The organism is Streptomyces sp. NPDC018833, assembly GCF_044390825.1.
In the GTDB taxonomy this organism is placed as follows: domain Bacteria; phylum Actinomycetota; class Actinomycetes; order Streptomycetales; family Streptomycetaceae; genus Streptomyces.
Genome location: NZ_JBIRZM010000025.1, coordinates 1 through 13614, shown reverse-complemented (window position 1 = coordinate 13614; position 13614 = coordinate 1). Strand labels below are relative to the sequence as shown.

At 70.6% G+C, this 13614-nt stretch carries 16 protein-coding genes; 9 read left to right on the top strand and 7 right to left on the bottom strand.

Annotated elements, in window-relative coordinates; all coding sequences use genetic code 11:
• Window positions 1-37: 37 nt before the first annotated feature.
• Complete coding sequence (locus ACH5AF_RS33305) at window positions 38-742, bottom strand: ABC transporter ATP-binding protein (protein WP_398907012.1); 705 nt, start codon at window positions 740-742, stop codon at window positions 38-40.
• A 72-nt stretch (window positions 743-814) separates the two neighbouring features.
• A complete protein-coding gene (locus tag ACH5AF_RS33300; RefSeq protein ID WP_398907010.1) occupies window positions 815-1183 on the bottom strand; it encodes a hypothetical protein in 369 nt (122 codons plus the stop codon).
• A 289-nt stretch (window positions 1184-1472) separates the two neighbouring features.
• Between ACH5AF_RS33300 and ACH5AF_RS33295 the strand changes: the two genes are divergently transcribed.
• The 3 genes from ACH5AF_RS33295 to ACH5AF_RS33285 all read left to right on the top strand — a co-directional run bounded on the left by ACH5AF_RS33295 (window position 1473) and on the right by ACH5AF_RS33285 (window position 3821).
• A complete protein-coding gene (locus ACH5AF_RS33295; RefSeq protein WP_398907009.1) occupies window positions 1473-1913 on the top strand; it encodes a hypothetical protein in 441 nt (146 codons plus the stop codon).
• 128 nt (window positions 1914-2041) lie between these two features.
• A complete protein-coding gene (locus tag ACH5AF_RS33290) occupies window positions 2042-2917 on the top strand; it encodes a hypothetical protein (protein ID WP_398907007.1) in 876 nt (291 codons plus the stop codon).
• Between the two features lies 1 nt (window position 2918).
• Window positions 2919-3821: a hypothetical protein gene (locus tag ACH5AF_RS33285; protein WP_398907005.1), complete on the top strand. Its 903-nt coding sequence runs from the start codon at window positions 2919-2921 to the stop codon at window positions 3819-3821.
• Between the two features lie 34 nt (window positions 3822-3855).
• Here the strand turns inward: ACH5AF_RS33285 and ACH5AF_RS33280 are convergent, their stop codons facing one another.
• The 3 genes from ACH5AF_RS33280 to ACH5AF_RS33270 form a co-directional block, all read right to left on the bottom strand.
• The gene (locus ACH5AF_RS33280) at window positions 3856-4578 is read right to left on the bottom strand and encodes an SMI1/KNR4 family protein (protein ID WP_398907003.1); all 723 of its coding nucleotides are present in this window, start codon (window positions 4576-4578) and stop codon (window positions 3856-3858) included.
• A 117-nt stretch (window positions 4579-4695) separates the two neighbouring features.
• Window positions 4696-5202 (bottom strand): DUF1877 family protein, encoded by a 507-nt coding sequence (locus ACH5AF_RS33275; protein WP_398907001.1) that lies wholly within the window; start codon window positions 5200-5202, stop codon window positions 4696-4698.
• A gap of 238 nt (window positions 5203-5440) precedes the next feature.
• Window positions 5441-5677, bottom strand: coding sequence for a hypothetical protein (locus tag ACH5AF_RS33270; RefSeq protein ID WP_398906999.1), 237 nt, complete (start codon window positions 5675-5677; stop codon window positions 5441-5443).
• A 25-nt stretch (window positions 5678-5702) separates the two neighbouring features.
• Here ACH5AF_RS33270 and ACH5AF_RS33265 point away from each other — a divergent pair, with 25 nt between their 5' ends.
• Window positions 5703-6284, top strand: coding sequence for a L,D-transpeptidase family protein (locus tag ACH5AF_RS33265; protein ID WP_398906998.1), 582 nt, complete (start codon window positions 5703-5705; stop codon window positions 6282-6284).
• A 297-nt stretch (window positions 6285-6581) separates the two neighbouring features.
• On the opposite strand, the gene ACH5AF_RS33260 is transcribed toward ACH5AF_RS33265, so the two are convergent.
• Entirely contained in the window at window positions 6582-6809 is a 228-nt protein-coding gene (locus tag ACH5AF_RS33260) for a hypothetical protein (RefSeq protein WP_398906997.1), read from the bottom strand.
• A 403-nt stretch (window positions 6810-7212) separates the two neighbouring features.
• Between ACH5AF_RS33260 and ACH5AF_RS33255 the strand changes: the two genes are divergently transcribed.
• Together ACH5AF_RS33255 and ACH5AF_RS33250 are read left to right on the top strand one after the other, a co-directional pair.
• A complete protein-coding gene (locus tag ACH5AF_RS33255) occupies window positions 7213-7941 on the top strand; it encodes an RNA polymerase sigma factor (RefSeq protein WP_398906995.1) in 729 nt (242 codons plus the stop codon).
• Window positions 7941-8960 (top strand): hypothetical protein, encoded by a 1020-nt coding sequence (locus ACH5AF_RS33250; RefSeq protein WP_398906993.1) that lies wholly within the window; start codon window positions 7941-7943, stop codon window positions 8958-8960. Before ACH5AF_RS33255 ends, ACH5AF_RS33250 begins: the two co-directional genes overlap by 1 nt.
• Window positions 8961-9233: 273 nt before the next feature.
• On the opposite strand, the gene ACH5AF_RS33245 is transcribed toward ACH5AF_RS33250, so the two are convergent.
• On the bottom strand, window positions 9234-10043 hold the full coding sequence (locus ACH5AF_RS33245) for a L,D-transpeptidase family protein (protein ID WP_398906991.1): 810 nt from the start codon (window positions 10041-10043) through the stop codon (window positions 9234-9236).
• Window positions 10044-10345: 302 nt separating this feature from the next.
• Between ACH5AF_RS33245 and ACH5AF_RS33240 the strand changes: the two genes are divergently transcribed.
• Genes ACH5AF_RS33240 through ACH5AF_RS33230 form a run of 3 tightly spaced genes read left to right on the top strand, consistent with a single transcriptional unit; the run spans window position 10346 to window position 13001 of the window.
• On the top strand, window positions 10346-11926 hold the full coding sequence (locus ACH5AF_RS33240) for a methylmalonyl-CoA mutase (RefSeq protein ID WP_398906989.1): 1581 nt from the start codon (window positions 10346-10348) through the stop codon (window positions 11924-11926).
• Between the two features lie 59 nt (window positions 11927-11985).
• On the top strand, window positions 11986-12642 hold the full coding sequence (gene leuE, locus ACH5AF_RS33235; RefSeq protein WP_398906988.1) for a leucine efflux protein LeuE: 657 nt from the start codon (window positions 11986-11988) through the stop codon (window positions 12640-12642).
• Window positions 12639-13001, top strand: coding sequence for a Uma2 family endonuclease (locus ACH5AF_RS33230; RefSeq protein WP_398906986.1), 363 nt, complete (start codon window positions 12639-12641; stop codon window positions 12999-13001). Before leuE ends, ACH5AF_RS33230 begins: the two co-directional genes overlap by 4 nt.
• Window positions 13002-13614 lie beyond the last annotated feature (613 nt).

Below are 13614 nucleotides of genomic sequence, written 5' to 3'. Positions count from 1 at the left end.
GTCCTCAGCAGCTGCCGAGCCAGTGATGTCTCGTGTGTCACCGGGCGCCGCCGACCCCGGTCAGGGAGGTGTTCTCGACCAGCCGCCCCTCGGTGAGGGCGTACCGGCGGTCCGCCCGAGCAGCCACGGTCTCGTCATGAGTCACGACGAGGACACCGCAGCCCCATCGTGAGGGCAGCGAGAAGAGCAGCTCGGCTACGTTCTCACGGTTGCGCGCGTCGAGGGAGCCGGTGGGTTCGTCGGCCAGAAGAAGCGCCGGCTGGTTGACCAAGGCCCGGGCCACCGCCGCTCGTTGCCGTTCGCCTCCGGACAGCTCGGCGGTCGGCGTACCTTCCACAGGTACGCCCAGCTGTTCCAGAAGTTCCCTGGCCCGGTCGAACGCGGAGGACCGTTTGGCTCCGGCGAGGAGGGCGGCGAGCGCCACGTTCTCCAGGGGGGTGAGTTCGGGAAGCAGCTCACCGAACTGGAAGACCATCCCCATGGAGTCGCGACGGTGTCGGGCGAGCGCCCGTGAGCTCAGGCCGCCGAGGTCGGTTCCGGCGACGGAGATCCGCCCGGTGTCCGGGCGGATGAGCCCGAGGACACAGTTGAGCAGCGTGCTTTTGCCGCTACCGCTCGGGCCTGTCACCGCGGCGGCTTCGCCCGGGTTGACGCGTAGTTCGACATCGTCGAGCAGGGTGCGGCTGCCGGCGCCATAGCGGAGGGCGTGCACCTCGAGGGCGGGGGGTGGGGTGTTGATCACCGAGTGGCCTTCTGCGGGTGGGTGGGCAGATCACCGAACGGTGGCGGCCATGGGCCGCCACCGTGGTGGGTGTTACATGTACTTCCAGCCGGAGCAGGGGTCGAACTGAAGCGGGATGGACTCGCAGATGCGCATCTTGTACAGGCTGCTTCCGGTCCCGGAGGTGGTCAGCGTGCCGGCACCCGTCTTGTTCCACAGGTTGCGCTCGGTGTCCGGGCTGGCCGTGCGGTAGTACGTGTTGTAGACGGGGTTGTAGGCGTCCCCGTCCAGGCTGCTGTCCCATGCTCCGGCGTAGGCGGAGCTGCTGCTGGTGTTGTTGTACGCCCGCGCTTCGCCCGTTCCGGACAGCGCTATGTACTCGTATGCGGCAGCAGGAGCGACGCCCAGCATGACGATGCCGGTGACCAGCGCGGCACCGACGGACAGTCTCTTGGTGAGCAAGGTGATGTCTCCAGTCGAACAAGATCGAATATGGCTGGGTGATCTTGTCGCTCCAGCTAAGCGAAGTCAACGGCTCCGCCTGTACTGTCAGTTACTGTTCCAGCGTGGGGTTGTGACCACTGGTAACCAAGCAATCGGCTCCGCAGTCGAACACCTTCCTGTGCGGCCGGCTAGCAGGCCGAATGCGTCCGAGGCGCTGGAACGGAACCGCGCCGAGGCGCCACCTCCCGCGGAACGGCACCGACGACCTCTTAAGCTGTGCCGTCGATCAAGACGAGGAGGTACCGGGGTGGGCGGCGACGAGTGGTGGCAGACGGGCCCGTACCAGCGCGATCCGGCGGCGGCGTTCCGGCAGGCCCAGGCGGAGGAGTTGGCCAAGGACAGCCACGGTTTCGAGGGCCGGACCATAGAGGAGCTCTGGGAAGACGAGGGCTGGATCGAGTACATCCTCACCGGTGGCACCGGCACCGTGCTGGACCAGGTCCACATGGTCGCCGCGACGCATACCGAAGACCCCACACATAGCGATTGGGGTCCCTTCATGCGGCCGTTGACCGAGGAGGAGATTCGGGCGTGGTGCTCCAGTGGCCAACCCACCTATGCCGAGTGGCACGATGCCCTGACGTTCGATCGGCTGCCGTTCCCCGGTCGCGCCTGTGGGAATTGCACCGTGCTCTACCGCGATGGGCAGCCGGCGCAGATCGGTTACTGGGGCACCACGGCAGACTAGGCCCTGGTCCGTCGGCGTGGGAAGCAGGGCGGTTTGCGTCGATGTGCGAGGAATATCCGCCGGGGTGATCAGGACCGGGCGCTGCTGTACAGTCCCCGCCGCCCCGTCGTGACATAAGGAAAAGGCCCATGCGAACTCGCCCCGGACGCACCGTCCTGCTCGTCCTCCCGCTCGCGCTCTCGCTGGCCGCCTGCGGCGCGGAGGCGGAGGAGCCGGCCGGGGGAGGGGGCCCGGAGGCGGCGGCGCCGTTGTCCCCGGCGCCTGAGCCGTCCGCGGCGCCCGAGTCCGCGGAGGACTTCCTCGACCTCGCCGAGAAGGCGATGGCGGCACAGCCTGCCTGGACCTTCTCCGTGACGGGGGAGGAGGGGCTGACGCTCCAGGGGCAGAAGAGCGCCGCGACCTACCGGGGCACCGTCCGGCGCGGCATGGGGACGGCGACGCTGCACTCGCAGGGCGTCAGCACCAGCAGCAAGGGGAAGAAGAAGTCCGAGGAGCTCTACGTCATCGGCGACGCGGGGTACCTGAAAGAGGGCGGGGCCGCCTGGAAGGCCGTGTCCCCCGCCGACCCCGAGATGCGGAACAAGGCCGAGGACCCGGTCTCGGTCGTCGACGAGTTCCGGCTCTACGCGCAGGCCCCCGGCGGCGACGTGAAGGTGACCGAGGCGGGAGACGGCACGGTCGAACTCCGCGTCGTGAGCGGCAGGCAGAAGCTGAGTGCCGTCCAGGGCAGGGCGTGGGCGAAGAAGGCGAAGCGCGAGTTCGACCCCACGGCCGAGCAGCTCCGCGAGGCCGGCATCCCGGTGCAGGAATCGCGGTTGACCCTCGCCGGGCTGGAGGAGGTGCTGGTCCTGGACGCGACGACGTACCGGATCAAGAGTCACCGCCTCGACTTCGGCTTCCTGATTCCGTACAACGGGCAGGACATCACCTTCGAGCAGCAGGTCGGCGAGGAGAACCAGGGCCCGTACGACGGGAAGATCGAGCTCCCGGCGGGCGTGCGCTGACATGGAGATCGTTCCCCTCACCGGCGTGGCCGGCGTGGCCGGTGCGGCCTTCGGGCAGTCACGCGCCTCGGTGCGGGCCGTGCGGGGAGAGCCCGACTCCGCGTTCCGGCGGGGCGCCGACGCGCCTCTGACGGACATGTACGCAGAGGAGTCCTACGTCTTCTTCGAGTACGACTACGCCGACCTGCTGCACGCCATCGAGATCGCCTCGCCCGGCCCCGTCATCCTGCACGGGGTACGGCTGCTCGGGCGGCCCGAGGACGATGTCGTCGGCGAACTCCGCGACGCCGGGCACGAGGTGGTGGCCGAGGAGGAAGCAGGCAGCATCGGGTGGTCGCTGCCCGCCCTGGGCATCACGCTGGGCGGGACGGCCCAGGACAAGGACGGGTTCGAGAGCGTCCGGCTGCGTGGCGTGCCCACGACGCTCGACGCCTTCGAGTTCTTCGAAGGACATGACGGGCCGTCGGGCCCGGGAGAAGTGGCGGTGCTTCCGCACCGGGGCATCGGCCCGGTGCGGCTCGGCGCGGGCCGTGGCGACATGCGGCGACTGCTCGGCGGCGGCATCGGCTCCGTCCCGGAGTTCGGCGCTGCCTCGCAGGACACGTTCTTCTCCGGCGTGGTGCTCTCGTACGACGCGGACGAGACCGTCGTACGGATCGCCTTCACGGGGCGTACGTCCGTCGACCACGACGGCGTGCCGCTCCTGGGGCGCCCACGGCGGGACGTGAGGGCGCGGGCCACGGAAGTGGGGCTGCGGGTGCTGGACCGGGAAGCGGAACTGGTCTTCCCGGACGCGGGCTTCAGCGTGCTGACCGCCCGTGACGGGGATGGCCTGCCCACGACGGCCGTCGTACTGCCGGCGCCCGCCCCGCCCCCGGGTCCGGCTGCTCCTGGTCGGCGGTGAGGACGAACGATCCGTCCATACGCGCCGCTCCGGTTCAGCCGTTGAGCCAGTCGCCGTCGAGTGAGTTCCGTACGCTCTCGACGGCCTCCTCCGTGCGGCCGCGTATGTGGAGCCACTCACCGCCCGTGTCGCGGACGAGCACGCCGTGGTAGAGGAACCAGCGCAGGCTGGGCTCGCCGGGCGGGCACGCCGAGAACGCAAGCCTGACACCGTCCTTCTCCAGTGCCGCGACGATCCCCTCGTCCGGCGCGTCCAGGAAGTCGACGAGTTCGTCGGGTGCCTGGGTGGCCTCGGACAGGACGATCTCCAGGAAGGCGAGCGACGTCCGCTCCAGCCAGGGCTCCCACTTCTCCCTGCTCTTGTCGGCGAGATCGGGACGGATCCGCACCGGCGGGTCGTCGAGCGACAGGTCCGCGAGCAGGATGCCCCAGCGGGCCGCGCCCTGGTTCTCGTCGCGGAAGACGAGGGCCTCGCCCGTCTCGTCCACGCACAGCTCGGCCGGCTCGCGCAGCGTGTCGTGGTTCGACGTCAGGTCATCACGCCTGCCGAGCAGCGCGTACGCCTCGCGCAGCGCGGCCGGCAGCCGCAGCCCGAGCCGTTGCTCGGCCGCGACGAGCTCGGCCTCCGGCAGGCCGTCGTCGTCGCCGAGCGCGGTGTCCGACCAGTGCTCCGCGAAGCCCCGGACGAAATCCCATACCGCCTGCCGGTCCTCGACGCCGGCCGCCAACGACCGGCCCAGATCGAACTCGTGAGTCATGCGGTGAACCGTACCGGCGGTCTCCGACAGCGCGGGCGGGGACGGATTCCCCCGGGCCCGCCACATCCCACGCGGCGCTCGTGCGGCGCCGGCAGCCATCGTCGGCGCCTCGGTGCCTCAGTACCAGAACGCCTTCACCACCGCCTGGCCGGACGCGGCGGCGCGTTCGTAGAAGATGCGCAGGCCGGTGTGGTGCCTGAGGTAGATGCCTCTGATCTCGCCGGCGTCCCAGCCGGGGCCGAACCACGCGTGGATCTTCGCGCCGGCCACGTCCCAGAGCGTGTCGAACGGCACGGCCGTGAGGAAGGCGGCCGCACGCGCCGTTCCGGCCGGGTCCAGGACGGCGAACGGGGCCTCCGGGCTCGTCGGGTCGTGGACGACGCGGCCGCCGAACACGGGCAGTTCCCATGCGCCGTCGCGCCCCTCGGGGTGCTCCGCGCCCGCCTCGCACAGCTCGTTGACCGTGTGGAAGTCCTTCTCGATGGACTCCGCGATGCCCGCCGCGTGCTCGGCCCGGCGCACGTCCCGGTCCCAGGCCGCGCCCATGAAGTCCAGCAGCCAGGCGAAGCCCCGCCCCTGTGCTTCGGATTCCGCTACGGCACGCAGATGCATGTGGAAGCTCATGGTCCGGGACCGTACGCCGGGCCACTGACATTGGCCGTCGCCGCCGTGTCCGCTATGTCCGGTGCCTGGAAATCGGGCCGAGGTCCCTGTATAACCGGCCGCCTTGACGTGCGCGCGGCCCTGCTCCGGCGCGCTGTTCCCGACGAGCCAAGGATTTCCTCGTGCTGCGCTCTTCCCGTAGGTATGCGTCCGTGCTGGCCGCGGTCGGTGCCATGACCCTGGTGTCCGCGTGCGGAGGTCAGGAGCCGGCCGGCTCCGCAGCCTCCGTCGCGCCCGGTGCCACCGACAGCGACCACGAGGCGGGGGACGCGTCCGCGTCGCCGAGTCCGTCCGTCTCGGCCTCCGCCTCCGCGTCCCCCTCGCCCTCACCTTCGGCGTCCGCGTCCGCTTCGGCCAAGGCGTCGGGCAGCGCGACCCCCAAGGCGACGGCCACGGGGACCGGTTCGGGCAGCGGGTCCACGAGCGATCGGTCCACCGCCCCTTCGGCGCCGGACTTCCCCGTGCCCGTGAACGTCGGCAACGCCACCCAGGTCATCACCGTCAAGGCAAGCGGCTCGTACGCCACGGTCACCGCCTGGCAGAAGGGCTCCTCCGGCTGGAAGGCGCAGTTCTCCACGAACGCCGGGCGCGTCGGCTCGAACGGCGTGACCGACGGTGCCACCCGCAAGCAGAACACGTACACCACCCCCACAGGCACGTACACGATCACCGAGGGCTTCGGGGTGGAGTCCAGTGGCACCGCCATGCCGTACACCAAGGTGAACGACAGCCACTGGTGGGTCCAGGACCCGGAGTCGAAGTTCTACAACCAGATGCACACGGCGGAGGGCGCGGACTTCCCGCTCACCGAGACCGGCGAGCGCGGCAGCGAACACCTGGTCAACTACCCCACGCAGTACGCGAAGGCGCTGGTCATCAACTTCAACCGCTGGCCGGCCGTGCCGGGCCGCGGAGCCGGCATCTTCCTCCACGTCAACGGCAAGGGCGCGACGGCGGGCTGTGTGTCCGTGCCGCGCGCGACGATGGACCAGTTCATGGGCTGGGTCAAGCCGTCGGCCAACCCGCGCATCGCGATCGGCTGACGCGCGTCGGACCTCTCTTCGCTCCAGGTGCTGCTGCCGACCGCGTGGTCCGTTCCGGTCAGGCCCCGGACGCCTGGCCGCTGATGGTGATTCCCCGGCACGGGACCAGGGCGGTCCACTGCCCATGGGGCCGGCCGGCACGCTGCTGGAGTGGCTGCGAGGACGGTTCCGGTGGAGGGGGTCCTGGGGTACGACGCGCACGCCGATCCGCTGGGCTTCATCGGATTCGATCCGTACGGCCCGACTCCGTGGAGACGCAGGAGGAGTGAGGGACGTCGGCGGCCCCGGCGAGCGCGGTCAGCCGTCGGGCCGGTCGCCGGGTATCGCCGCGCGGACGGCGTCGAGCGCTTCCTCCTCTGTACGGCCCCGGGCCATCAGGCACGCCCCGGCGTCGCCGAGTTGCGCGCCCGCCCAGTGGGATCGCAAAGCCCGCGGATGAACTCCCGGACACGCGCTCGGCTCCGCGGCCGCCGCCGGCGACCGGGCCCGGGTCGAACTCATGACCCGGTCGAACTCGTGTGTCATGCGGCGACCCTGCTGCCGGGTCGGGCAGGACCGCTGCGAGCATCCGTAATTGCGGGGCGGAGCCGTGGTGGGCGGGCGCGGGGCCCCGTCTCGCGTATCGAATCCATTACGGATCGAGAGCGCCGTTCATCCCGTCGCGGGGCCCGGGCAGGCAGAAAGAAGGACGACCGGGGCCGCCACCCCCCACAGGAGAGGCCCCGATCGTCGCTTCGGACGGGGTCGCAGTGGTACCCCGTACTTCTCTCAGCGCCGTGCGTGCGGTTTCTGTCACACCGCGCTGCATTGTTAGGTTGTTGCCGCCTGTACTAGGCATGGACGTGCACCCGGACGACGACGTAGCGTGCTGGTTCGCGCAGGGTGGCGCGGCAGTGGTGACCAGCTGTGATTCAGACAGGTTGAGGTAGTGCTGGGGGACGACGCGGAGTTGACCGCCGCAGTGCTCGCGGCTCAGGACGGGGACGAAGGCGCCTTCCGGACTGTGTACCGCGCTGTGCATCCGCGGTTGATCGGCTATGTACGCACGCTCATCGGTGAGAGCGACGCCGAGGACGTCGCGTCCGAGGCGTGGCTGCAGATCGCGCGCGATCTCGACCGCTTCAGCGGTGACGCCGACCGGTTCCGGGGCTGGGCCGCCCGTATCGCCCGCAACCGCGCGCTGGACCACATCCGGATGCGCGGCCGCCGGCCCGCCGTCGGCGGGGACGAGACCGAGCTGACGGGCAAGCCCGCCGAGTCCGACACCGCGGACGAGGCCATGGAGTCCATCACCACCGACAGCACCATGGCGCTGATCGCGCAGCTGCCGCAGGACCAGGCCGAGGCCGTCGTCCTCAGGGTCGTCGTCGGGCTCGACGCGAAGAGCGCCGCGCAGACGCTCGGCAAGCGCCCCGGTGCCGTACGCACCGCGGCGCACCGCGGGCTGAAGCGGCTCGCCGAACTGCTGCACGAGGGCGGCCACACCCTCGAAGCCGGGTCGAAGTCGCAGGTGAGCGATGGGCACCTGGCCGGTACCACGGAGGAAGGACCCGCTCCGGATCTCGACGGTGTCCCCCCGCAGCGTGCCCGCCGGCCCGGCGCCACCGCGCCCGCCGGTGTGACGCATTCACGCTCGCGGACGCAGAAGGACATGTGATGGCCGACGAGCGGTACGAGTGGCTTGACAGGGACGCGGCGGAGAAGCTGCTGCGCGGAGAGCCTGTCGAGGCCGCCGACGAACACGCCCGTACGCAGGCCGCACGGCTCTTCGAGGTCCTGGACGGCGTCGCCGCCGATCCCGGATACCGCTACGACGACGGCGAGCTGCCCGGTGAGGCGGCCGCCATGGCCGCGTTCCGCAAGGCCAGGGCCGATGCGGCGGCGCCCGCGGGCGGCGTGCTCGGCACGGTAGGGGCGACCCGCCCCGCCGTGCCGGTCCGCGGGCTGCGCTTCGGCCGCCCCATGCGCTTCGGGATCGCCGCCGCGGTGGCCGCCTGTGCGCTCGGCGGGGTGGCGGTCGCGGCCGGCACCGGCGTCCTGCCCACCCCTTTCAGCGGCGAGAAGCGCCCGCTGCCCGCGTCCTCCGTGTCGGCGGCCGAGCCACCCGGCCCGCTGACGTCGAGCAGTCCGGGGGCGGAGGGCACCTCCACGCCCCCGGGTGCCGCTACGCCCGCGGTCCCGCCTCCGGCCGGCGGCGGCCCCTCGGATTCCGGTCAGGACGGCACGGCGATCCCCGGCGGTTCGGGAGCGGGCGACGGCGGACTGGCGACGCCCGGCGCGGGCGAATTGGAGCGGAACGCCGAGCTGCGCCGCAAGGCCGTCGAGTCGTGCCGGGACTACCGCAACGGGACGATCGCCCCGGAGCGCAAGAAGAGCCTTGAGGAGCAGGCGAACGGTGCCGAGCGCGTGCAGCGGTTCTGCGACCAGCTGCTCGGCGGCGAGGACGCCGGCGGCAAGGACGAGGGCGGCGGCGACGGCGACAAGAAGGACGACGGCTCCGGGGACGGAGACGGCAAGGGCGACGCCGACCCTGACACCGACGTCGGCAGGTCCGGCGGCGCCGACTCCGGCGACCTGGCCCCCGTCCCGCCCGTCTCCTTCACGCTCGTCCCCGAGGACCCGGCGCCGACGGCATCCGGCACGGCCTCCGCGAGCCCGGCCATTTACCCCTTCTGAACTGCTGGTTTTCTTCCTGGCGCGCGCGGTGTGACGTTTTTTCGCCGCGTGGCGCAGTAAGAAGTGAGCCGACTGGTCATCGGCCGCGCGAAGAGCCGGGGTTCCCCCCGTACCTACGGCTCAGCGCACATGGCGCGGGCGGGACACGTTCCCCCGGTCCCGCCCGCGCCCTCTCTTTCTCTTCCAGGCTTCCGCAGAGCCCCCGTCTTTCAGGCTTCCTCGGAGCCCGCGGGCCCGCTCACCGCCGGCCCGGTGCTCACCGCCGGCCGCCGCTCACCAGTAGATGACGACCTTGTCGCCCGTGCGCACCTGGTCGAAGAGCGCCGCGATCTTTCCCTTGTCCCGGACGTTGACGCAGCCGTGCGAGGCGCCGTTGTAGCCGCGGGCCGCGAAGTCGGACGAGTAGTGGACCGCCTGGCCGCCGCTGAAGAACATCGCGTACGGCATGGGCGTGTGGTAGATCGTCGACACGTGGTGCCGGGACTTCCAGCCCACGCCGAACGAGCCCTCGCGGGTCGGCGTGTACTGCGAGCCGAAGCGGACGTCCATCGTGGAGAGGACCTTGCCGTCGATCACCCAGGACAGCGTCCGGGTGGTCTTGCTGATGCACATCACCCGGCCCGTCATGCAGCGCGGGTCCAGCTTCGCCTTCGGCTTCTCGACCTCCTTGCCGTCCAGCTCGGCGCGGGTCGGCTTCGTCGTCATGCCGAGCAGCTTCTGCCAGGTCACCTCGTCGGTGCTGCCGGTGGCGGACAGACCGCGCTTGCCCTGGAAGCCCTTGACCGCCGTGGTGGTGACCGGGCCGTACGTCCCGGTGGGCTTGTCGTCGAACCAGCCGATCTGCGCCAGCCTGGCCTGGAGTTCGCGCACCTGCTCTCCCTTGGCGCCCGGCGCCATGAGGATCTTCGGCGCGGGCGCGGGCGCGGAAGCGCTGGGCGACGGCGACGGCTTCTCGGACGGCTCGGCCGGCTCCGAGGCCGACGGCGTGGCCGTGGTGGGTGCCGCACTCGGCTTGGCGTCGTCCTTCGGCGCCGTGACGGCGGCCTGTGCCGTGCAGCCCGCCGTCACCACGGCTACGGCCATCGCGGCCGCCGCTGCCAGCGTTCTGACCGCAACACCTCTTCTGACCCCAACGTCTTTCCTGAGCATGATCGCCCCCCTGAGCATGATCGCCCTCTTTGTCCTTGTGCCTGGTGAGACAGCTACCTCTGCCGCCCGGTTGCACGATCCCGCGCATCATGGGGGTAACAGTTGGGGGACGGCGACGATACGAGGACCTGTGAGCAAGGTCCCAGGGTGTGGCCCTCCACCCCTCGCACGCTCGCCGCTACAGTCCGTCGCAAGGGTCGTTACCAGTCAGTAGCTTCAGCGGGAGGCACAGAGATATGGCGCGCGAGTCCGAGTCGGGACTGCCCATCGAGCCGGTGTACGGACCGGCGGACCTGGCGGGCTGGGATCCGGCCGAGAAGCTGGGCGAGCCTGGGGCCTACCCCTTCACGCGCGGCGTGTACCCGACGATGTACACCGGCCGGCCCTGGACCATGCGCCAGTACGCGGGCTTCGGCACGGCGGTCGAGTCCAACGCCCGCTACAAGGAGCTCATCGCCCACGGCACGATGGGTCTGTCCGTCGCCTTCGACCTGCCGACCCAGATGGGCCACGACTCCGACGCGCCCATCGCGCACGGCGAGGTCGGCAAGGTCGGCGTCGCCATCGACTCGATCGACGACATGCGCGTGCTGTTCGGCGGGATCCCGCTGGACAAGGTCTCCACGTCGATGACCATCAACGCCCCCGCCGCCCTGCTGCTCCTCCTCTACCAACTGGTCGGCGAGGAGCAGGGCGTCCCTGCCGACAAACTGACCGGCACGATCCAGAACGACGTGCTGAAGGAGTACATCGCCCGGGGCACGTACATCTTCCCGCCCAAGCCGTCCCTGCGGCTGATCGCGGACATCTTCAAGTACTGCAAGGCCGAGATCCCGAAGTGGAACACCATCTCGATCTCCGGCTACCACATGGCGGAAGCCGGTGCCTCGCCCGCGCAGGAGATCGCGTTCACCCTCGCCGACGGCATCGAGTACGTCCGTACCGCCGTCGCCGCCGGCATGGACGTGGACGACTTCGCGCCCCGCCTGTCGTTCTTCTTCGTCGCGCGGACGACGATCCTCGAAGAGGTCGCCAAGTTCCGGGCCGCCCGCCGCATCTGGGCGCGGGTGATGAAGGAGGAGTTCGGCGCGAAGAACCCCAAATCGCTGATGCTGCGCTTCCACACGCAGACGGCCGGGGTGCAGCTCACCGCCCAGCAGCCGGAGGTGAACCTGGTCCGCGTCGCGGTGCAGGGCCTCGCGGCGGTACTCGGCGGCACGCAGTCGCTGCACACCAACTCCTTCGACGAGGCCATCGCCCTGCCGACGGACAAGAGCGCCCGCCTCGCGCTGCGCACCCAGCAGGTCCTCGCGTACGAGACGGACGTGACCGCCACCGTCGACCCGTTCGCCGGCTCGTACGTGGTCGAGAAGATGACGGACGACGTCGAAGCGGCGGCGGTGGCCCTCATGCGGCGCGTCGAGGACCTGGGCGGCGCGGTCAACGCCATCGAGCGCGGCTTCCAGAAGAACGAGATCGAGCGCAGCGCCTACCGCATCGCGCAGGAGACCGACTCGGGCGAGCGCGTCGTCGTCGGCGTCAACCGCTTCACCCTCGACGCCGAGGAGCCCTACGAGCCGCTGCGCGTCGACCCGGCGATCGAGGCCCAGCAGGCGGAACGGCTCGCCAGGCTGCGCGCCGAACGCGACCAGGGCGCCGTGGACGAGGCGCTCGCCGCGCTGAAGAAGGCCGCCGAGGGCACGGCAAACGTGCTCTACCCGATGAAGGACGCGCTCAGGGCGCGCGCCACGGTCGGCGAGGTGTGCAACGCGCTGCGGGAGGTGTGGGGCACGTACGTGCCCACGGACGCCTTCTGATCTTCCGGCATGCGAAACACCGAGGCGGAGTGTCGCACCCCCGTGCGACACTCCGCTTCATGCTGGGTGTGACCGATATTCCGACCTATCTCGCGGGCCTCGTCCTGATCATTCTGCTGCCGGGACCGAACTCGCTGTACGTGCTGTCCGTCGCCGCCCGCAAGGGCACCCGCACCGGCTACAAGGCGGCCGCCGGTGTCTTCACGGGGGACGCCGTCCTGATGACGTTGGCCGCGCTGGGCGCGGCCTCGCTGCTCCAGACCACCCCGCTGCTGTTCACCATCGTCAAGTACGCGGGCGCGGGCTATCTGACCTGGATGGCCATCGGCATGCTCCGCGCGGCCTGGGCGATGTGGCACGCCCGCGGCCGGACACCGGCCCACGGCACGGAGCCGGCGCCCACGACGGGACCGCCGGAGAACCCGTACCGCCGCGCCCTGATCATCAGCCTGGTCAACCCGAAGGCGATCCTGTTCCTGATCTCCTTCTTCGTGCAGTTCGTGGACCCGTCGTACGCGTACCCGGCCGTTTCCTTCCTGGTCCTCGGCGCCCTGCTCCAGCTCAGCAGCTTCCTGTACCTGACGACCCTGATATTCGGCGGCTCGCGGCTCGCCGCGGCCTTCCGTCGCCGCAGGCGGCTCTCGGCCGGTGCGACGTCGGCGGCGGGCGCGCTGTTCCTCGGCTTCGCGGTGAAGCTGTCGCTCAGCAGCGCGTGACGCGCGGGGCGAAGTGGTTGGCGGGCTCGGACCGGACGGCTCGTCGGTGCGTGGCGTGGACACGGCCGCCCGATGTCTTCCGCATGGTCCTGGAGGTCACGTCGACGAACTGGTCCAACGACATGGTGATCAAGGTGGAGACCTACGCCCGAGCCGGGATCCCCGTGTACACCGTCGTCGACCGCAAGCACGACCGGGTCCTGGTGTACGCCGATCCCGACGGCGACGACTACCGCACCTGCTCCACGTACAAGCGCGGAATGTCCATGGCCTTCCCCGCGTCGATCGGCGTGTCTCTCGACCTGCCCGTGGACCGACTGCTCGACGGCGACGGCGACGGCGACGGCGACGGCGGCTGACGCCCGAGGCCGCCTGGCGTCAGCCCTGGATCACTTGCAGTGGTCGCCGTTGTCGTCGCCACCGCCCGGCATCTTGTCGAGCAGCGCGGCCTCGACGGCCGGAACTCCGTTGATCAGGTCGCCGGTGAACAGCTCGTCCACGTTCATCGCTTTCTCCCTTACGGTCGCTGTGGACTCCACGGCTGATGCTGTGCAGTTGGACCCGTTAGGCTGCCGGACCTTGCGAAGAAGGCGGCCGGACGGGGTGCCCACCGCTTGCGGCTGGCGGGCCCTCCCTCGCCACAGGCGCGGGACCTGGATGCTGAGACCGGCACACCGTTGCGCAACGACGAGTCGGCGGTGAGCCACTGGCTCAGCGGCACAGTCCCCCGCAGCGCCGTGCGGGTGTGCATTCTCGAAGCCCTCTCCCGCCGCCTTGGCCGCCCTGTCACCCACGCCGATACCGGCCTACCTGTCCCCAGCGGTCACACCCGACGGCTGCGGATACCGTTGAAGGACTGATCGCCCTGGGGAGGCGCGACAGTGCGCCGTGGAAAGCGCATGTGGATTGTGTGGGGGTGAGAGACCTTCGCCGCTGGGCTGTCGCAGCAGCCCGGTGAAGCTGGGGGCAGCC